This is a genomic window from Bacterioplanoides sp. SCSIO 12839, assembly GCF_024397975.1.
Taxonomy (GTDB): Bacteria; Pseudomonadota; Gammaproteobacteria; order Pseudomonadales; family Oceanobacteraceae; genus Bacterioplanoides.
On record NZ_CP073745.1, the window covers coordinates 1271821 to 1290429 of the forward strand.

The following is an 18609-nucleotide window of genomic DNA, read 5'->3' on the forward strand; positions in this document are numbered from 1 at the left end:
TGGTGTTTTAAGCCGTTGATAATGGTGCGTCAAAATCTAAACATTCATTATTTTGACGCCTTGTTGAGAGTGAAAAGTCACTTTTTTGCTATGTTGTAGGTCTTTGTTAAAACGACCTTTCAGTGAACGATGGTTGGCTACGCTTCAGATAGTAAGATATCGGAAGTGTTGTCATGTTTGTTTTACTTTTTGTCCTGGTTTTATTGTTTCCTGTTGCCGCTGATGCCTCATTGCAGCCGCTGTCACAGCGAGTGCAGATCACATTAGCGGATGGCCAGCTGTTATGGGTCACCAGTCAGGGCACTATGGATAACCTTTGGGTAACAACCGATGATGGGCAGCTGCTGGTTGAAGAGCAGGGCTACTGGTTTTACGCCGAATATGACTCGCATGGGCACGTTGTATCCACAGGGCGCTCTGTTGTTGAAGGGCTGGCAGTTAAAGGTATTGCCAGTAAGCATATCTCTTCGCAGTCATTAATCAGCAGCCAATCTCAGCAGCTCAGTATTCAGTCTGCTTCTCAGCCCGAGCGCACACCGTATCGTTTTACATCCGGTGCATATCACAGGCAGCCTCTGCTGGTGGTTCGGGTGTCATTCTCCAATCAAGGGTTTCGTTATACCGATGCTGAAATTGCCCAGCGACTATTTGCGGGTGAGGACAGTGTTACCGGTTATTTCCTGGAAAATTCTTACAATAACTTTGAAGTTGAAGCGATTAATGAAAATCATGGCACCGTGAATGACGGTATTGTGTCGGTTCGTTTAAATCGTAACCATCCGGATTTTGGTAACGGCTTTGGCGTACAAAGCCAGGATCTGGCGCGTGATGCACTGGCCGCTTTACCACAGGATCTCAACCTTGCTGCTTACGATCGTAACGGTGATAGCTGGCTTGATCCGAACGAGTTAGCGATTGTGTTTATGGTAGCGGGTTATGAGCAGGCCTTTGCCGGTGCCGGTACCAGCCGACCACGGGTTTGGGCTCATAAAAGCAGCTTGTATCAGGGCAGCTATGGCGCGATGCAGATTGGCGAATACGCCATGTTTGGTGAGCGACATGAAGACCACCAGGCAACCATCGGTATTATTTGCCATGAGTTAGGCCATTTGCTGTTTGATCTGCCGGACTTATATGATCGCCGTGGCCAGAGCATGGGTATTGGGCGCTGGGGTCTGATGGGGCTTGGCGGCTGGAATTCGTCTGCCGGTCATGCGGGTAATAAACCGGCTCATATGCTGGGCTGGAGTAAAGAGCAGTTGGGGTTTGTGCAGCCCGGCCATGCTCAGGAAGGTCGTTCAACGGTGCGTTTGCGGGCGTTATCGGAAGCGGCTGATGTGTTGGAGATTCCATTGGATGCTTATCGCCATGGTCAGCGCTTGTTGTTGGAGCATCGTCGCCTGAATGACTTTGACTCAGGTCTGCCTGGTGAGGGTATCCTGATGACTCGCATTGATGATCGCGTTGGTTATGGCCCATTGGGTGGTCAAAACGATAATGTTGATCACCAGCTGGTTGATGTTGAAGAGGCGGATGGCGGCCAGGATCTGGATAACAACCGTAACCGTGGTGATGCCAATGATGTGTTCAGCTCATCGGATAACACTCTTGTCTTTTCCGCGGTAAGCCCTGGCCCTACTGCAGAAGAAAATGCTATCGAGCTGTTGCGTATGGAAACCGGCTTGGTGGCTGATATTGATTTACGCGTCAGCAAAGGTATTTATGGTGACAACATTGGGCTGGATGAAGTTGGGCCAAACTCATCCTACCGTTTCAGTGATCAGGAAGGGAAGGTGATTGTTCGTTTACCTGTATCAGAGGATGTTGTTTGGCTGGATGGCATCGATTGGTTTGCGCTGGGTGATGGCACCGTTGATATTGCGGTTTATGCTGAAAACCCTTTGTTAGGAGAAGAGCCTCTCTTTTCGCAATCTTCATACGCTGTGAGTGAAGGCTGGAACCGCCTGATGTTTGCTCAACGATTATCGAACAATGGGGCTTCTGAGGTTTTTTTGCAGTTATCGTTGAGAGTGGCAGAGGGAGATTTATCTTTGGCAATTGATGCTCAGGGGAATGCCAGTGGCGATACTTATATTCAGTCTTCAGCTTCGGGTTATAACGCCGCAAACTTTGATATCCCGGCACGGTTGTTGGTGATGATGAATAACACGCCGCCAGCACCGGCTTCGGAGCCGGCAGATTCTGGTTCAAATGATGCTGAGAACGCAGCGGATGCCAGTTCAGGTTCTTCGTCTTCTGGCGGTGGTGCGATGTTTGTATGGCTGCTGTTATTCGTCTTGGTTCCACGGGTGCGTTCGTTATAATCGGACACTGATGTTTCTTATCGGGATCCGTTAGTGAGCGCTACTCGGGATTTTATTCGGCATTATTCTCTTTATATTGCTGTTCTGTCTTTGTTGCTTCTGTTGGCAGTTGCTGAGCCTTGGTCATCACGCTGGCTAGAGTTTGATCGCTCTTTGATTGATGCGGGCCAGTGGTGGCGACTATTTACCGCAAGCTGGGTGCATCTTTCCACCAATCATCTATTAGGAAACATGGCCGGTGTTGCACTGTTTGCTTATGTTGCCGGCCCCTCATTAAATAATCGCCTGGGTTTTGCGTTATTAGTCTGGTCGGTATCGTTTGTTGGCGTTGGCTTATATGTCTACGCGGATTACCTGCAGCGCTACGTTGGTTTATCCGGAGCATTGCATGGCTTATTACTCGTTGCGCCTTTTGTTTCTCCTTTTTATGGCCGTCGTATGGCCTGGCTGTTTTTGATTGCCATTGTTGGGAAATGCCTTTGGGAGCAATCGCCTTTTTATGATGATATGGCGATGTTGGATTACATCGGAGGGCGGGTGGAAACCAATTCGCATTTGTTTGGGGCTATCTCCGGTATTGTGTTTCTCGCCTTTATTAAATGGAAACGGCCGGAGGCTTTTAATGAGTCAGAATAATCCATGGCAGGTACAGCAAAAACGCGTTGTTTATGACAACCCCTGGATCCATGTCGAAGAACATCAGGTCATTAATCCAGCAGGGAATCCTGGGATTTATGGCACGGTATCATTTAAAAACCGTGCGGTAGGTATCGTACCGCTGGCTGATAATGGTGACACCTGGTTGGTAGGGCAGTTTCGTTATCCTCTGGATCAATATCACTGGGAAATTCCTATGGGAGGTGCTCCTTACGAAGAGGAGGTTGAGCAGTGTGCTTTGCGGGAATTAAAGGAAGAGACGGGGTTGATCGCGAAAAATTTAAAACCCCTCTGTCATCTGCATTTGAGTAATTCTATTACCAATGAAGAAGCGTTCGCTTTTGTAGCAACCGGCTTGCAGCAAGGGGATACTGAGTTTGAAGAAACTGAAGTACTGACGATACGCCGATTGCCATTTTCAGAAGTGCTCGAAATGACGTTATCCGGGGCAATCACCGATGCCGTTAGTGTTGCCGCAATACAACGTGTCAGGCTGCTTGGCCTGGCTTAGCCATTAACGACCATCAGTGGCCCGGATTTATGCGACTGTCGATATTGGGCCGGACTTTGGTTGATTTCTTTAATAAAAATACGATCAAGGGTACGTCGTCCGGATAAACCAATGTGCAGTGCAATTTGCTCAATGCTGTCGCTTGAGCTGACCAACAGACGCTTAGCGGTGTCGACTCGGACATCGGTAATAATCTGCTTCAGTGATGTTTCTTCTTTGTGTAAGTGACGATTGAGCGTGCGTGCACTGATATGGAAGTAATCAGCCACTTCCTGTTGATTAGCGTTTAAACGGATTTTGTTTTGGCTCAGTGCTTTGCGGATACGCTCTGCTAATGAGCCTGAGCGAGCCAGTTTACGATAGCGTTCTTCAACTTCGCGCTTCATCATTTTCAGGATATGAGGGTTGGTATTGTGCAACCCTTCATCCAGCCACTGGCTATGAAACTGAATTGAGCATTCAGGATCATTAAATCCTACCTGTGTTCGCCAGGATTTTTCATATTGCGAACGGTATTGGGTTTCCGGAAAAGGCAGTGTGATGGCACTGATTTGCAGCTCGGTACCACACAGCTGTCGGAGCCAGTTCAGTAAGGTACTGATGATGATTTCCGTGCGATGACGCTCGCTGGTGAGGATGTAGTCGTCTGAGACCGGCAGCTTAACTTTGATGGTGTTGTCACGTGTGCGTGTGACCTGGACTTCCAGCTGATCACTCAACAGAGGTGAAAACTTTTCAAGATAATACAAGGCTTCTCGTAATGTATTGCAGCACAAAAACAGGTGCTGTAACTGGCAGCTGCTATGGGTGCTGAAACGGTGTGTTGGCTGAACACACAAAGCTTCGTCACCGGTGGTTTGAATCAACTGAGTAATCAGTGAGTCGGCATCGGATTTATTGATCAGGGTGTCGGGGTCACGAAGCTGTTTCAGTACTCTCTGTACAACATCGCTGTGTTCGTCCATCTCATTAAAAAAAGCCGATCCGGTTGCTTCCAGCAATGGCCTTATTAACGCAGTTGATAAGTAACCTTGTTCCATTTTAAACGCCTGATTTTTATTTTTAGCCGATGAACCACTTAACAGTTTTCATCGTTACTCAGAGACTTCGGAATTGTCATCCTGCTATGAAAAGCAATGGCCATGCCATGCAGCAGATGCCATTACTGTCTGATTCTTTCGTCTTGATGAGTGACAAAAATTGTCTCTTGTTACTTTTGGTAGCATTTTGGTGACACCCTTTTACACGAATCCCATGGTTGAGGGATTACGATAAAAGCATCGATTATTCTTTACACCATTTTGCTATCAAAATTCTGACAATTTCAGAATAAACATTTGTTAATCAAAGTTAAATGATGACTTATGTGATCTTTCTTTGAATGTGAGGGTGATCACAAAAAGCATCAGTCAATTTGTGGATCAGAATTCGTACTGAGCGCCAATCGTCAGGAGTTGGAAGCGAACACGCTCGAAATCCTGGCTGTCCAGTGCGGTTGTCTCAAGTTCGGCCCTGAGCGCAAAATCAGATATCGGTTGCCATAAAAAACCTGCCCCGGTGATTTGATCAACCGCCGACGTTTTTCTTTTTCTCAGTTCGCGTCGGGTAACGGTCTGATCCTGATTGGCCGTGATTTCAACGTCGGTGTACTCCGCCTCCCAGATGTTCGCTCCGGTTTTGACAAAAAAGCCGAGATCATTTGTCAGGTCAAAGCGATAACGAAAAGTAATAAGTATGCCTTGCGGGTGGACCGTTGAGTTGCCTGTAAAGGTTGCTGTTGATGGACTGTCAGCACTGCCTGGAAGACGTGAAATTTCGCCATGGGAGGCGTTGTCGAAGCTTGGTGGGGTGTCACTGCTCACGTCTTCAAACGTGGCCGTTGGATCATCATAAGAGGCCTCGCCCATGTCTAATAAACCAAACTCAAGGGCAAATTGATCGAGAATATTCGGGCCAAAATGAAGTTTAAATGCGTTACCAAAAGAATCCATATCCTGAGAATCGGTAATGCCCCCTTGCAGGCTGACAAAGCCCCCTTCGGCTTGTGCGAAACTGCTGAGCCCCAAGCAAACAAGGCACGTTATGAATGATTGGTTAAGTCTGGCCATGGTTGTTTTAGGCGAAGCGATCATAACTGGCGAGTCCATTATTGTTGTTTTGATTATTTTATGGCTCGCCATCATACCAATGCCTCTGCCGATGAGAAAGGCCAGAGCTTGTTAACAGGTCTCAGTCATTCCAGTGGCTGGATATAACCTTTTAAATGGCGTTTCTGGCCTTGTGAGTCGGCAATATAAAAGGCTCCTCCATACGGTGTCTCTGTGTGCAAAGAGACATTGCCAGGTAAGAATATGGGTTGTTTAAATTCAACTTCCAGAGAGCAGGGACCCGCAATTAACTGAGGGTTCAGCGCCGCCGCAGCTCTCGCTTTTGTCCACATGCCATGAGCAATGTGACGCTTAAATCCAAATAATTTAGCGGTGGGGGCGTATAAGTGAATGGGGTTGGAGTCTCCTGAAATACGTGCGTATTGACGGCCAAGATTCTCTTTCATCCTCCAGCTGGAGTGTACCGGATAATCTTGTTGCTCTGATGGCTGGTGACGAGAAGTATTTTTACCTGAGCCTTGCTTGGACAGGTTGGTACTGATTGATTTCCAGATTAATTCGCCGCCTGAGGTTACTTCACTGGTAATATCGAATTCCAGCCCTTTGTCCGTTTGTCTGTGTGCTGAGCAGTAACAACGAATTGCCAACTCTTCCGATGCATATATGCCTCGGTATTGGGTGATATGGTTGCGTATGTGCACCAGCCCCATCAGTGCCAATGGGAAATCTTTGTGCAGCATCAGCTCCATATGCAGTGGAAACGCCAGGATATGGAGATACGTAATCGGTAACACGGTAGATGGTGCGTGAAAGCCACAGAGCCTGGCGTATTCAGCCACTTTTTTGTGGTCGACCTTTACATGCGTCAGCAGTGCTTCGTGAGAGGGGAAGCTCAGGTCGTCAGTTGTTGAGCGCTTGGGCATCACAGCACGTGCATACTGACCGATAATGCCGGGGACATCCCGAAAAAGAAGTGTTTTGGCCTGATTCACAGTGGCTACTCCAGAGTTAGCTGCTTAGCAATAGCTATTGAGTGTAAAGCGCTTTGGCTAAAGCCCATTGGCAACGTCTTTTGTCACGTGCGTCATATTGGTCAATAACACTTGCAGACATGGTTTGATCTGGCAAAATCCGGCCATACTCATGAGGAAATTCAATCACTTATGTCCAGTGGAATAGCGGAATTACGTGACTCAGGCATTATGATTCAGCTGGCTTATCAGGCTATGTTGAAGATGGACCTTGATGTGGCGGCCATCGTAAAGCGGTTGGGGATCACGCCGGAATTAATTTCTGACCGGAACGCCCGGACTCCGCATGCCGCGCAGCCTGTTTTCTGGCAAGTGCTGGAAGATGAAAGTGGTGACGCGGATATTGGTTTGCATCTGGGGGAGCATTTACCGGCTTACCAGGGACAGGTGCTGCAGTACCTGTTTTTATCCAGCCCTACCTTTGGTGATGGTTTAAATCGTTCTCTTAATTACCAGCGTCTTTTAAGTGATGCATCGCAGTCCAGTCTTGGGCACGAGGGTGATGAAATTTATATCCGTGTTGGCACGGCAACGGATCTGACGTCTTCTCTGCGGCACTTGTCAGAATGTATGGTGTTGGGATTGATTCAATTTTTTCAGCATGTCACAGATAATGCTTTCCGGCCTTCCCGTATTCATTTCTCGCATCAGAAACCCAGCTCTGACGCTGAGCACCAGCGAATTTTTCAATGTCCGGTGATTTTTGAAGCGGCAGAAGTCCGCATCTATTTTGATCAATCATTAATGGCACAGCCTTCTTCGCATGCAGAACCTGAGCTGTTGCAATTACATGAAAAACTGGCCAGTGAGCATGTGGCTAAACTGGAACGCCAGGATATTGTTTCCAAAGTGTATAAAGTGTTTGGTGAAATGCTCGAGACGGGTCAGGTCAGTCTTGATGATGTGGCTGCCCGGTTGGAAATCAAACCGCGAACGTTGCGGACACGTCTGACAGAAGCAGGTACCAACTTTAATCAGCTATTAGCCAATTACCGCTGCAACCTGGCTAAACGTTTGCTGGCCGGAACGGATGAAAGCATTGATGAAATTGTCTATCTGACGGGTTTTTCTGAACCCAGTACCTTTTATCGGGCTTTTAAACGCTGGACGGAACAAACCCCTGTTGAATACCGCAACCAGCGTAAAAGCAGCCAGTAGTTCAGATTGGTGATAAAAATTCACTAAACTGTTTATTTTTTGAACTTTATCTTCGTCTGAGCCCAGTCCATCTTAGTAAGGTGTTTAAAACTGAATGATGAATCTGAGGTTCTTTATGTCTGGTGAAAAATTATCCTTGATCAAACCACTGGTCGATCATCTGGCGCAGGTGGGGAACACCAATATCTGGCGTAATGAGTTAGCTGATGCGGGTGTGATGACACTGGAAGAAACCATGGCACTGGATGAACATGCTTGCCGCGCCGCTTTTAAAGCGATGAAAATGACCCAGTTGTTATACTCAACAACCCGGGAAGTTCTCGACGAGCTTGAAAATCATCAGGTGAGTTGGTCGGTTGATTTTGCCGATGATTTTCAGCAAGGCGCGATTTGTTACTGAAGCGTCTATGTTGTTGTACCAAGCCGCAGTGATGCGGCTTTTTTCGTTAAAGAATGACTATGCATAGCCGATAACAGGGTAATAGCACTGTATTCGGACGTTACGTTATGGCCATTTCACTCAATCCCAGCCAATTTGGTTTTCTCAGCTCTGAAAAGCCGTCATTTGCTAATCGTGATTCCTCTTCGGCCAACCCAAATGCTACAAACACCGTATCACAGCCAACATCTGCAGAGGCCCGTGAAGTCAGCCGTGCTGACCGTCAGTCAGCACAACAAACAGCCGATAATATGTTGGGCTTTATTGGTCGTGATATTGAGCGCTTGCGCGCAGCTGGAGCTTCCGAGGAACGAATTGCTGAACGCGTTGCGGCCGCCCGTGAAGGGGTTGCCAAAGGCTATGCCGAAGGTGAGTCTATTTTACAGGGGCGTGGGTTATTAAATGAGGAGCTGCAACAAGAGTTGGATGCCGGGCGTAGCCTGATTGAAGATGGGTTGGATCGATTGGCAGCGGGTGAGTCATTAGCAGAGATCAACGCGCCGGCAGATCAGTCTGGGTTACCTCCCGCGATTGCGGGTCAGTCGCAATTAAACGTCGCTAACAGCCTGTCTCTGGAGGTTTTCACCCGAGATGGGGATCGTGTCACCGTATCTTTTGCTCAGTCTGAATCCCGTTCATCGTCATTTGCGTCAGGCCAGATCAGCGTCAGTAGCAGCAGTCAATCAGGTTATGAGTTATCCGTTGAGGGTAACCTGGATGAAGATGAAAAAGCGGCTTTAACCAGCTTATTTGATTCAGTACAGGATCTGAGTGAACGCTTCTTTTCCGGTGATTTGGGCGGTGCGCTTGAGCAGGCGATGGAGCTGGGGTTTGATGGTAATGAGTTGGCTTCACTCAGTCTGAATCTGACTCAGCAAACATTTGCGTCCTCAACACGTGCTTATTCCGATATTCAGCCACAACTGCCTACTGAGCAGCTGGAAAGCCTGAAATCCCCTCTGGCTTCTTATGTAGATGCTTATGTCGCGGCCATTGATAAAGCCTCAGCACTTGAAAAGCCTGAGGACACCTTACAGCAACTGGTGAATCAGCTGCTGCCTGAAGAAGATCGCTTGCCCATTTGGAATGAATTCCATCAGGGGTTACAAGCGGCGACCAACCTGGCTGGATTATTTCAGCAAAACTGATTTGATATCCGGGCGGCTAAATAACGACTTCTCCCGAAAAATTCTCGCTATAATGTGAACGTTTTGCGGAGAAATGTATGTCGTATGTATTGTTCAGCACGGAAGCGTGTCACTTGTGTGAATTAGCGCAGCAAGTCATCGTTGACGTTGCGGCTTCAATGCCGGTTGAAATTTATATTGAAGACATCAGTGAATCTGAATCTCTGGTACAGCAATATGGTACCCGCATTCCTGTACTGAAAAACGAAACCAATGGGCGGGAACTGGACTGGCCATTTACCCACTCCGAATTATTGAAATGGCTCTCGGGCCAGCAAACCTGAAAAAGGAGAATTCTATGCGTTTAATGTTGGCTGCCCTGGCTTTATCAAGCCTGGTTGGTTGCGCTTCTAACCAGTTATCACAAACGGGTGAAGCGGTGTATTACGCATTACAAACAGACACCAGTCTGCGTAGCTGGGTTGATGCATGCAAAACGGTGAGCACGACATCCAAGCAGCAAGCGTTAATGACCCAGAAAAACTGGTGGAAGCGAAATGGAGCCTTTGTTGAAAGTGCCGATTACGGTTTGACTCATGACATTATCACGGTGACCGATGATCGTGCTGAAACCGGCGCCCGTATGGCGATGGCGATTACCTGGCAGGTGGTTGAAACAGCTGAGCAGGAAGTTGATGAGTTAATGCAAAGCACCAGTAACAAAGAAAGTCTGTGTGATCGTATTCTCTCTCAATACAACGATGGTGAGCGCGATTTACGCGGCAATGAGTCCTTGTACAACAGTCTGGTTGGTTTGCAGCGACGTGCTCAGTCGGGTGGTGAAGACCTGAAAATGAAACAGGCTTCGGTACAGGCTCGCACCGGCAAGGTGTATGGTCGTTCATTTTATGTGGTCGAAAAAATGACCAAGCGCGAAGGTTGCCCGGGGGCTAAAGTACAATTACTGAAAAATGACTGGCCGCATGAAGTGTATGATGCTCGTTGCCCGGATGGCAGTTATCTGCTGGCGCGTTGTGAATGGGGCAATTGCTTAATCGCTGATTAATATTGTGATCTTCTCAGTTAATAAAAAAACAGCCTCAATTGAGGCTGTTTTTTTATGTGTGGGCTTAGTCAGTACTGGTGGCTAACAACGCCCGATTCTTTTCCAGTATGCCTTCACCAATACCCTTAACCAGTACCAGCTCTTCAACCGACGTGAAATTCCCCATATTTTCGCGGTAGGAGACAATAGCTTCTGCTTTGGATTTGCCAATACCGTCCAGCTCAGCTAATTCTTCAGCGCTGGCAGTATTGATATTAATTGAGGCCTGTTCGGGTTGTGTGGCATCGTCGCTGTGCGAGAGAGGTGCTAAAGCCAATGCGGTTGTAAAGGCGAGTGTTTTTATCCATTTCATAATCTTTTCCCTGTCGTTGTTAACGTCTAACGTTATTAAGGTCGTCGTATTAAGAAAATGCCTGACGGATCAGAGCATGACTTGACGCTAACAAGGCTTTGAAAAAGAAAAAATCCGGGAAAAGCACTAATTTAATCAGCGCTTTTCTCGGATTGCAGTATGAATAAAACGGACTTTAGCTACGAAAAAATCAGCTTTTTGCCTTTTTAGCGGCTGGCTTTTTCGCTGCCGTTTTCTTTTTTGGAGCGGCTTTTTTCTTCTCGGTGATAACCCAGGCGCTATCGACAAAATGCGCAGTCCAGCCAGTGGCTTTACCTTCGGCATTTTCCGTCATGACGTACTGTTCTTTGGTCTTGCGACTGTAACGAATCACACTCGGGTTACCGTCGCCATCAGCGCGGGGAGCATCCAGAAGGTAATGATACTTCTGCGGTAGCTCGGCCTGATGTGATAACAACTCTGCCACTTGTGGGGCACGGGTTTCGCGGTTTTTCGGGAATTGGCTGGCGGCTAAGAATAAGCCCGCAGCACCATCACGTAACACGTAGGTATCTTCCACTTTCTGGCAAGCCAACTCCGGCATCGGAATCGGATCCATTTTTGGTGGCGCAGCTTCACCACTTTTCAGTAGCTTACGGGTGTTTTTGCACTCTTCGTTGGTGCAGCCAAAATATTTACCAAAGCGGCCGGATTTCAACTGCATTTCACTGCCGCAGCGATCACATTCCAGTGTTGGGCCGTCGTAACCTTTGATCTTGAACTGACCTTGTTCTACTTCGAAGCCTGAACAGTCTGGGTTATTACCACAAATATGCACTTTGCGGGTTTCGTCTAATAAATAGCTGTCCATCGCTGCATCACAAATTTTGCAGCGGCGTTTGTCCATCAGGCGGCGGCTTTCCGCTTCTTCATCTTCATCGGCGGTGATGGCTTCATCACCTGGAATCAGATTTAGAGTCTGAGTACAGCGTTCTTTCGGTGGCAGACTGTAGCCGGAGCAGCCTAAAAATACCCCGGTTGAACCGGTTCGGATCTGCATGTTGCGAGAACATTTAGGGCATTCGATGTCGGTATCCACCGGCGCATTCGGGCGCATGCCTTCATCGCTACCTGCCACATCCAGCTGGTTTTGGAAGTCGTTGTAGAAGTTATCCAGCACTTGGGTCCAGTTGATTTCGCCATCGGCAATATCATCCAGCTTTTCTTCCATATTGGCGGTGAAGCTGTAATCCATCAGCTCATCAAAGCTTTCCGTCAGGCGACTGGTAACAATATCGCCCATTTTCTCGGCGTAGAAGCGACGGCCTTGCAGGCTGACGTAACCACGATCCTGAATGGTGGAAATAATGGAGGCGTAGGTTGAAGGACGGCCAATGCCACGTTTTTCCAACTCTTTTACCAATGCCGCTTCAGAGAAGCGCGGAGAAGGCTTAGTAAAGTGTTGTTTGGGCAGCAACTCTTGCAGGTTCAACTTCTCACCCTGCTGCACATCCGGCAGCACCTTGTCGTCATCGTTTTTGCTGACTGGCGGTAAGACCTTTAAGTGGCCATCAAAGCGAATCACACGGCCACGGGTTTTTAAATCGTAGTCAGCCGCAGAAACCGTAATGGTGGTGCTGGTGAACTTGGCATCGTTTGTCTGGCAGGCGACAAAACGACGCCAGATTAAGTCGTATAAGCGTTCAGCGTCCGGCTCCATGCTTTTTAAATCACCAGAGCGCAGTTTTACATCGGAAGGACGAATCGCTTCGTGCGCCTCCTGAGCGCCTTCTTTGCTGCTGTACAGGCGTGGTTGTTCCGGTAAATACGCTTCACCCAGTTTATCGGTGATATAACCACGCACGCTATCGATGGCATCCTGACTCAGATTGGTGGAGTCGGTACGCATGTAAGTGATGTAACCAGCTTCGTACAAACGTTGCGCCAGCGTCATGGTTTTCTTAACACTGAAGCCTAAACGGGTACTGGCCGCTTGTTGCAGTGTTGAGGTAATAAAGGGGGCAGCAGGTTTGGAGCTGGTCGGTTTGTCTTCACGGCTTTTAACAATAAAGTCACTGGCACGCAGGGTATCCAGCGCGGCCATGGTGTCAGCTTCGTTGGTAGGGCGGAATTCCTCACCTTTAAACTTCAGCACCTGGGTTTTTAATTCGGTGCCATCGGAGGTGTTCAGCTCAGCAAAGGCTTCCCAGTATTCTTCTGGAATAAAGGCACGAATTTCACGCTCGCGCTCAACAATCAGGCGTACCGCAACGGATTGAACTCGTCCGGCGGATAAACCACGAGCGACTTTTGCCCACAATAATGGCGACACCATAAAACCAACAACACGATCGAGGAAACGACGTGCTTGCTGGGCGTTTACGCGGTTCATGTTCAGCTCTGATGGCTGTTCAAACGCCGCCTGAATGGCTTTTTTGGTGATCTCGTTAAACACCACGCGACGGTAATTTTTGTCTTTTTCGCCGATAATCTCACGAAGGTGCCAGGCGATGGCTTCTCCCTCGCGGTCCAAATCGGTTGCGAGATAGATATGGTCAGCGTCTTTGGCCAGCCGTTTTAATTCATCAACGACCTTTTCTTTACCGGGCAGCACCTGATAGTTGGCTTTCCAGTTGTCTTCCGGGTTAACGCCCATACGACCAATCAATTGTTCTTTGGCCTTACGTTTTTTGTGGGCGGCTTTTTCTTCCGGTGACATCTTGCGGGTCAGTGCGGCTTGTTTGGCGCGCTCTTTCGGGTCGGTGGTTTTCCCTGAACCGGATGTAGGGAGATCGCGCACATGACCAACACTGGACTTAACAACATAGTCCTTGCCCAGATATTTGTTGATGGTTTTAGCCTTGGCAGGCGATTCCACGATAACCAGCGATTTACCCATGTCCTTTGTTTTACCCTCAGTAGTTGTCATTTTCAGTTGACATTGTCAGACACTAAGACGCGACACTTTAATCGTAAACCCCGGGGGGTGGTCAAGCTTTGTGTTTCACATTAGCGGCCAATCACTCAATATCTGCAGCCTTCAGGGTGTTTAACACATGCTCAGAACGGGCTCAGATTGAGTTTGATGCTGCGAATTGTTGATTCGTTGCTAAACTGATTGCAGCGTTGGCTTTTTCAGGAATAGCACAAAATTGAGGGTTGTTAATAGTTTATGTCGGCGATTGGTTTAGTTGTAGCGATTGCTCTGCCGATAATGTTGGTGTTATTTGGCCTTGTCATCGCAGGCAGAAGGCAGCAGGCGGAATACCAGAAACGAGCGCAGGCGAGGGCCATTAAAACGGCGGCAGAAGATCTGCTAGAGGCGCTTGAGTTCCTGATCATGGTGGATAACTTCAAAGAAGTTCAGCTGGTGGTACTGGAGCGGGTTGCTTACTTTTATCAGCGTTATCGTGAGTCGTTGCCGAAAAAAGATGCTGCAGCGGCGGATGAATTTCACTCAGAGCAATATCAGCAAAAAATTGAAGCGGGCAATTCGGTGCGCAAGGTGCTGAAAAGTGACCGTGAAATTCGCTATGCCAAACAGCAGTTTTCCCGGGTGTTAAAAGCGTTGGGGCCAATGGTTAAACAAAAGCAGATCTCTGAAACCGCGATGATGGAGTATCGCCGTTACCTGCGCATGACTTTGCTTGAACGAGAAGTGGATACTTACACTGCCCAGGGAGATGTTGCCGCCAAGCGCAGCGATGTGGTGACGGCGACCAACTATTATAAAGCGGCGAAAAAGCTGTTGATTGAATTTGATCTGCAGTATCCGGAAAAGAATGATCGTATTCGTGATTTGACCCAGAGAGCGGCGGCACTGTACAACGGTGAAACCAAGGTGGGGGATACGTTAAGCCAGGAGCTATCGAAAGAATCTGCAAAAGACGAATCCAACCAATTTGGTATCCCGTCAGACCCCAACGCTGGTGATAAAAAGAAATTCTGATATGTTGATCAGCCCCGTTCTGCTTTGTGAATCATCTTGCCAGTAAAACCTCCTTATTTGTTAACCAAACTGCTGTCCTTTAAGCCTTCTCTGATCGAGCCAGTTGTGAATCTGTCGGCTTGTGATGTGTTGCGGCTGGATCAAATTGATGCGCAGATTTCCGGTAATAAAGTTTTCAAGCTCTTAGGTCATTTGCAGCGTGCGGAGGAGCAGGGCTTTACTAAGTTGCTGAGCTTTGGTGGCCCTTACTCCAATCATTTACATGCGTTGGCGGCGGTGGGAGAACGTCTGGATATTCCGACGGTTGGAGTGGTACGGGGATACTCGCATGTGCCATTGACGCCGACCTTGGAAGACTGCCAAGCGATGGGTATGGCGTTGGTATTTGCCGATAAAAAAACGTATGTCCAGCGCTATCTGGCCGATTATCAACAACAGCTGGCGACTGAGTACAAAGCTTATGTCATTGGTGAGGGCGGGCAGGGAGCCTCTGGTGAAGAGGGTTGTGAGTTATTAGCTCGCTATTGCCAACGTTCAGATAGTTTACCCTATGACGAAGTCTGGCTCGCAGTGGGTACTGGAACGACTGCATTGGGTTTGGCTAAAGCCTTGCACCGGCAAGGATCTCAATGCCGTGTGGTAGGGGTTAATGCGGTGGCAGATCAGGGAGAGTGTTTACAGCGCTGGCAACAGAATATGCCCTCGGCAAACTGGCAACTCTTCGATCAATATCATCATGGCGGGTTTGGCAAATGTCCTGAGGTGTTACGAGCCTTGATTCAGCGCTACGACCAACAGGATTTGCCGCTTGACCCAGTGTATACCGCGAAGTTGTTCTGGGCTTATGAACAGCAGTTGTTGCTTGACCCAGAACTTGCGGAAAAACGGGTATTGCTGGTTCATTCGGGTGGCTTACAGGGGCGGCGTGGTTTTAGCTTATAACTTCAGAATGGATAGCCTTTTAGCCTAAAACTTCAGCATTAATTACGTTTCAGCCGCCGCTTAGAAGGCACATCCCTGTGCCTGCTAAGCTACCGCAACATCCTGTTGCTGCTTTTGAAACCTAATCAATACTGAATTCAGCGATGACAAAGTACAGAGTTATGGTTGATTCGGCCAATGATCTGGCATCAGCAACCAACGTTGCTGCTCACACCATTTTCCCTGTTGGTTCTCAACGACTTCGACAGCACACAATGCGGTATCCAGATGCCTAAAGTGAATCTCTGCATGTTCCAGCAATGTGTGTTTATCAACGCTGAAGTCAACACTGGCGGGGCTGATCCACTGTGGTTTGGATAACAAATACCAGCGTGACTCCGGCAGAGTTTGTTGTGCCTGAGACTGATGAATCCAATGTCCGCGCCAGTGGTTAGTATTCACTTCAGACGGAAGTTTTGCTGCAATGCCGGATTCTGCCGGATGAAATAAACAGCCACGTACTAACGCCATCGACTTCAACTTGCTCAGGTTTTCAGGAAGTTGTTGCTTGGCTTCTTCAGAGTGCGCTAGTGGCAGTTGTCGGGTGACGGTGTGATGGATTTTATCGGCCAGATAATCGCGCCGGTTCGGGCCAATCCAGTCTTCACCAAACCCCAAATAAAACTTTAACGCCAATTCCAAATGCCAGTGCTGAGAGGGTGTTTCTACCAGTAAGTCCAATTCCCCTAAGGTTTGTTTACCTTTCTGAACCTGAAGGTTAGCGGTAAATGAACAGCCGGTTTGGTGTAAATACTGATGCCAGATTTCTTCAAACATCAGTCCTAATCGGGTGCTGCGAAACTCAGGTTCTACCTGCGAGTGAATCCAGGTTGGGATTTGAACCTCCGGCCTTAAACCATCAGGTAATTGGGTGGGTGACCACTCACAATCCAATAAGGCCGGGCCACATACACTCCAAACCAGATCTCTCTGGTGCTGGTAAGGCAATGAAAAATAAGGGTGATCCGGATCAGGCAAGCGTGAAAACAAAAAAGGACTCCGAAGCGTTTTGGCGTCAGCTATGGTATAACCCGCAGTTATACCTTACCGACCTGATTTCGACGAGTTAAAAGCAGATGGAAGAGTTCCGCAATATTGGCATCATCGGCCGACTGAACAGCAAAAAAGTGATTGAAACCATCAAGCGCCTGAAAGCTTATCTGATGGAAGAGGGTTACCACGTGATTCTCGAAGATCGCATTGCTGAAGTGATGCCGGGTCATGGTATGCAAACCTCCAAGGTCAGCATACTGGGAGAAATCTGTGATCTGGTGATTGTGGTGGGTGGTGACGGTAGCCTGCTGGGTGCCGCCCGTGCGCTGGCAAAATTTAATACGCCAGTGTTGGGGATTAACCGCGGCCGTTTAGGTTTTCTGACCGATATCAGCCCGGATGACACCATGCTGGATGCGGTTCAGGACGTACTGGATGGCGAATACATTGAAGAGCGACGCTTTTTGTTGGACGCGGAAGTAAAACGTGATGGCAACCCGATTGGTTCAGCATCCGCGTTAAACGATGTGGTACTGCACCCGGGTAAATCGGCCCGTATGATTGCCTTCGATTTGTATATCGAAGGCCAGTTTGTTTATAGCCTGCGCTCCGATGGCCTGATTGTTTCAACACCTACCGGCTCAACGGCTTATTCACTCTCGGGCGGTGGGCCAATCATGCATCCAAGGCTGGATGCGCTGGTGCTGGTGCCGATGTTCCCACACACCTTGTCGAGCCGCCCGATTGTGGTGGATGGCAAAAGTGAAATTAAAATTGTGGTCAGTGCCGAACAGGATATCTACCCCACCATCAGTTGTGACGGTCAGAATCATGTCTCTTGTGCACCGGGTGATGCCATTACCATCCGCAAAAAAGCCCACAAGCTGAAACTGATTCACCCTAAAGGCCATAATTTTTACGAAATTTGCCGCACAAAACTGGGCTGGGCCAGCGACCTGGGGGACTGACTTTATGCACCAGGGTTACGACTTAATTGGTGATATTCACGGCTGTGGTAATACGCTGGTTAAACTGCTGGAACAAATGGGTTACAGCAAGAAGAACGGTGTTTATCAGCACCCGAAACGCAAAGTCGTGTTTTTGGGCGACATTGTTGATCGCGGACCAAATATTCGTATGGCCTGCCACATTGTGCGTGACATGGTCGAGAATGGACACGCTGAAATTGTGATGGGCAACCATGAATACAATGTGGTGACCTATTGCACGGAAGCGCCAGCTGGAATGCGTCAGCCATTTTTACGGCCACATACCAAGCGCAATACTTTTATTGTGGAACAAACCGTCGACCAGTTTGCCAATCATCCGCACGACTTTAATGATTTTCTGGATTGGTTTGTTGAACTGCCATTGTTCCAGGAGTTTGATCACTTTCGTGTAGTGCATGCCTGCTGGGATCAGGCGATGATTGATGAGTTTATTGCTCGTTACGGTGGCAATCAGATGCACAAAGGCATGCTGGCAGAGTCCGTGGATACCAGCTCGTTTATTTATAAATTCCTGGATCGCACCTTGCGTGGTACATCATTAAAATTGCCGGACGGCCGTTCGATGACCGCCAAAGATGGTATGAAACGACAGTTCTTCCGCACCAAGTTCTGGGCCGACACACCAAAACGTTACAGTGACGTGGTGTTCCAACCGGACCCGTTGCCGGAAGATATTCAGCACGCGCTGTTATCGGAAGAAGAAAAACAACAGCTGTTGTTTTATGGCCCGGATGAAAAACCGCTGTTTATTGGTCATTATTGGATGTGGGGTATACCAGCCCCAATTGTGCCCAATATCGCCTGCCTTGATTACAGTGCGGTGAAATATGGCCGTTTAGTGGCCTACCGCATGGACACCGAACATCACTTGCAACCGGGTAAGTTTACCTGGATGCGGGTTGAAAAAAGTGAACGTTAGCGTGT

At 48.3% G+C, this 18609-nt stretch carries 18 protein-coding genes; 12 read left to right on the forward strand and 6 right to left on the reverse strand.

Annotated elements, in window-relative coordinates; all coding sequences use genetic code 11:
- The first annotated feature begins 173 nt into the window (after nucleotides 1-173).
- From KFF03_RS05925 to KFF03_RS05935, 3 genes are read left to right on the forward strand one after another with little or no spacing between them, the layout of a single operon-like run.
- On the forward strand, nucleotides 174-2324 hold the full coding sequence (locus KFF03_RS05925) for a M6 family metalloprotease domain-containing protein (protein ID WP_255859632.1): 2151 nt from the start codon (nucleotides 174-176) through the stop codon (nucleotides 2322-2324).
- 33 nt (nucleotides 2325-2357) lie between these two features.
- Nucleotides 2358-2960: a rhombosortase gene (gene rrtA, locus KFF03_RS05930; protein ID WP_255859634.1), complete on the forward strand. Its 603-nt coding sequence runs from the start codon at nucleotides 2358-2360 to the stop codon at nucleotides 2958-2960.
- Entirely contained in the window at nucleotides 2947-3492 is a 546-nt protein-coding gene (locus KFF03_RS05935; protein WP_255859636.1) for an NUDIX hydrolase, read from the forward strand. Before rrtA ends, KFF03_RS05935 begins: the two co-directional genes overlap by 14 nt.
- On the opposite strand, the gene KFF03_RS05940 is transcribed toward KFF03_RS05935, so the two are convergent.
- From KFF03_RS05940 to KFF03_RS05950, 3 genes are all read right to left on the reverse strand, one after another.
- Nucleotides 3489-4532: an AraC family transcriptional regulator gene (locus tag KFF03_RS05940; RefSeq protein ID WP_255859637.1), complete on the reverse strand. Its 1044-nt coding sequence runs from the start codon at nucleotides 4530-4532 to the stop codon at nucleotides 3489-3491. The two genes, KFF03_RS05935 and KFF03_RS05940, sit on opposite strands and share 4 nt — an antisense overlap.
- Nucleotides 4533-4913: 381 nt before the next feature.
- Complete coding sequence (locus KFF03_RS05945) at nucleotides 4914-5675, reverse strand: outer membrane beta-barrel protein (protein ID WP_255859638.1); 762 nt, start codon at nucleotides 5673-5675, stop codon at nucleotides 4914-4916.
- A 50-nt stretch (nucleotides 5676-5725) separates the two neighbouring features.
- Nucleotides 5726-6592, reverse strand: a complete 867-nt coding sequence (locus tag KFF03_RS05950) for a MaoC family dehydratase (protein WP_255859639.1) — start codon at nucleotides 6590-6592, stop codon at nucleotides 5726-5728.
- A gap of 171 nt (nucleotides 6593-6763) precedes the next feature.
- Between KFF03_RS05950 and KFF03_RS05955 the strand changes: the two genes are divergently transcribed.
- From KFF03_RS05955 to KFF03_RS05975, 5 genes are all read left to right on the forward strand, one after another.
- Nucleotides 6764-7789 (forward strand): AraC family transcriptional regulator, encoded by a 1026-nt coding sequence (locus KFF03_RS05955; RefSeq protein WP_255859640.1) that lies wholly within the window; start codon nucleotides 6764-6766, stop codon nucleotides 7787-7789.
- A gap of 115 nt (nucleotides 7790-7904) precedes the next feature.
- Complete coding sequence (locus KFF03_RS05960) at nucleotides 7905-8189, forward strand: hypothetical protein (RefSeq protein ID WP_255859642.1); 285 nt, start codon at nucleotides 7905-7907, stop codon at nucleotides 8187-8189.
- 107 nt (nucleotides 8190-8296) lie between these two features.
- Entirely contained in the window at nucleotides 8297-9376 is a 1080-nt protein-coding gene (locus KFF03_RS05965) for a DUF5610 domain-containing protein (protein WP_255859643.1), read from the forward strand.
- 77 nt (nucleotides 9377-9453) lie between these two features.
- Entirely contained in the window at nucleotides 9454-9699 is a 246-nt protein-coding gene (locus KFF03_RS05970) for a glutaredoxin family protein (protein ID WP_255859644.1), read from the forward strand.
- A gap of 14 nt (nucleotides 9700-9713) precedes the next feature.
- Nucleotides 9714-10421, forward strand: coding sequence for a hypothetical protein (locus KFF03_RS05975; protein ID WP_255859645.1), 708 nt, complete (start codon nucleotides 9714-9716; stop codon nucleotides 10419-10421).
- 64 nt (nucleotides 10422-10485) lie between these two features.
- Here the strand turns inward: KFF03_RS05975 and KFF03_RS05980 are convergent, their stop codons facing one another.
- A complete protein-coding gene (locus KFF03_RS05980) occupies nucleotides 10486-10773 on the reverse strand; it encodes a ComEA family DNA-binding protein (RefSeq protein WP_370647457.1) in 288 nt (95 codons plus the stop codon).
- A 190-nt stretch (nucleotides 10774-10963) separates the two neighbouring features.
- Entirely contained in the window at nucleotides 10964-13651 is a 2688-nt protein-coding gene (topA, locus tag KFF03_RS05985) for a type I DNA topoisomerase (RefSeq protein ID WP_255859647.1), read from the reverse strand.
- A 273-nt stretch (nucleotides 13652-13924) separates the two neighbouring features.
- Here topA and KFF03_RS05990 point away from each other — a divergent pair, with 273 nt between their 5' ends.
- Both KFF03_RS05990 and KFF03_RS05995 read left to right on the forward strand, forming a co-directional pair.
- A complete protein-coding gene (locus KFF03_RS05990) occupies nucleotides 13925-14701 on the forward strand; it encodes a hypothetical protein (protein WP_255859648.1) in 777 nt (258 codons plus the stop codon).
- A gap of 57 nt (nucleotides 14702-14758) precedes the next feature.
- On the forward strand, nucleotides 14759-15643 hold the full coding sequence (locus tag KFF03_RS05995; RefSeq protein WP_255859649.1) for a 1-aminocyclopropane-1-carboxylate deaminase/D-cysteine desulfhydrase: 885 nt from the start codon (nucleotides 14759-14761) through the stop codon (nucleotides 15641-15643).
- Between the two features lie 159 nt (nucleotides 15644-15802).
- On the opposite strand, the gene KFF03_RS06000 is transcribed toward KFF03_RS05995, so the two are convergent.
- The gene (locus KFF03_RS06000; RefSeq protein ID WP_255859660.1) at nucleotides 15803-16672 is read right to left on the reverse strand and encodes a DUF1853 family protein; all 870 of its coding nucleotides are present in this window, start codon (nucleotides 16670-16672) and stop codon (nucleotides 15803-15805) included.
- Between the two features lie 86 nt (nucleotides 16673-16758).
- On the opposite strand from KFF03_RS06000, the gene KFF03_RS06005 reads away from it, so the two are divergent.
- Nucleotides 16759-17643, forward strand: a complete 885-nt coding sequence (locus KFF03_RS06005) for an NAD(+) kinase (protein WP_255859662.1) — start codon at nucleotides 16759-16761, stop codon at nucleotides 17641-17643.
- A 4-nt stretch (nucleotides 17644-17647) separates the two neighbouring features.
- On the forward strand, nucleotides 17648-18604 hold the full coding sequence (locus KFF03_RS06010) for a metallophosphoesterase (RefSeq protein ID WP_255859664.1): 957 nt from the start codon (nucleotides 17648-17650) through the stop codon (nucleotides 18602-18604).
- Nucleotides 18605-18609: the final 5 nt, after the last annotated feature.

Excerpts from the sequence above, each read along its gene's own strand:
- KFF03_RS05925 (WP_255859632.1), top strand. The coding sequence starts at position 174 with ATGTTTGTTTTACTTTTTGTCCTGGTTTTATTGTTTCCTGTTGCCGCT.
- KFF03_RS05980 (WP_370647457.1), bottom strand. The coding sequence starts at position 10,773 with ATGAAATGGATAAAAACACTCGCCTTTACAACCGCATTGGCTTTAGCA.
- KFF03_RS05970 (WP_255859644.1), top strand. The coding sequence starts at position 9,454 with ATGTCGTATGTATTGTTCAGCACGGAAGCGTGTCACTTGTGTGAATTA.
- KFF03_RS06005 (WP_255859662.1), top strand. The coding sequence starts at position 16,759 with ATGGAAGAGTTCCGCAATATTGGCATCATCGGCCGACTGAACAGCAAA.
- KFF03_RS05935 (WP_255859636.1), top strand. The coding sequence starts at position 2,947 with ATGAGTCAGAATAATCCATGGCAGGTACAGCAAAAACGCGTTGTTTAT.
- topA (WP_255859647.1), bottom strand. The coding sequence starts at position 13,651 with ATGGGTAAATCGCTGGTTATCGTGGAATCGCCTGCCAAGGCTAAAACC.
- KFF03_RS05990 (WP_255859648.1), top strand. The coding sequence starts at position 13,925 with ATGTCGGCGATTGGTTTAGTTGTAGCGATTGCTCTGCCGATAATGTTG.
- KFF03_RS05940 (WP_255859637.1), bottom strand. The coding sequence starts at position 4,532 with ATGGAACAAGGTTACTTATCAACTGCGTTAATAAGGCCATTGCTGGAA.
- KFF03_RS05960 (WP_255859642.1), top strand. The coding sequence starts at position 7,905 with ATGTCTGGTGAAAAATTATCCTTGATCAAACCACTGGTCGATCATCTG.
- KFF03_RS05975 (WP_255859645.1), top strand. The coding sequence starts at position 9,714 with ATGCGTTTAATGTTGGCTGCCCTGGCTTTATCAAGCCTGGTTGGTTGC.
- KFF03_RS06010 (WP_255859664.1), top strand. The coding sequence starts at position 17,648 with ATGCACCAGGGTTACGACTTAATTGGTGATATTCACGGCTGTGGTAAT.
- KFF03_RS05945 (WP_255859638.1), bottom strand. The coding sequence starts at position 5,675 with ATGATGGCGAGCCATAAAATAATCAAAACAACAATAATGGACTCGCCA.
- KFF03_RS05965 (WP_255859643.1), top strand. The coding sequence starts at position 8,297 with ATGGCCATTTCACTCAATCCCAGCCAATTTGGTTTTCTCAGCTCTGAA.
- KFF03_RS05955 (WP_255859640.1), top strand. The coding sequence starts at position 6,764 with ATGTCCAGTGGAATAGCGGAATTACGTGACTCAGGCATTATGATTCAG.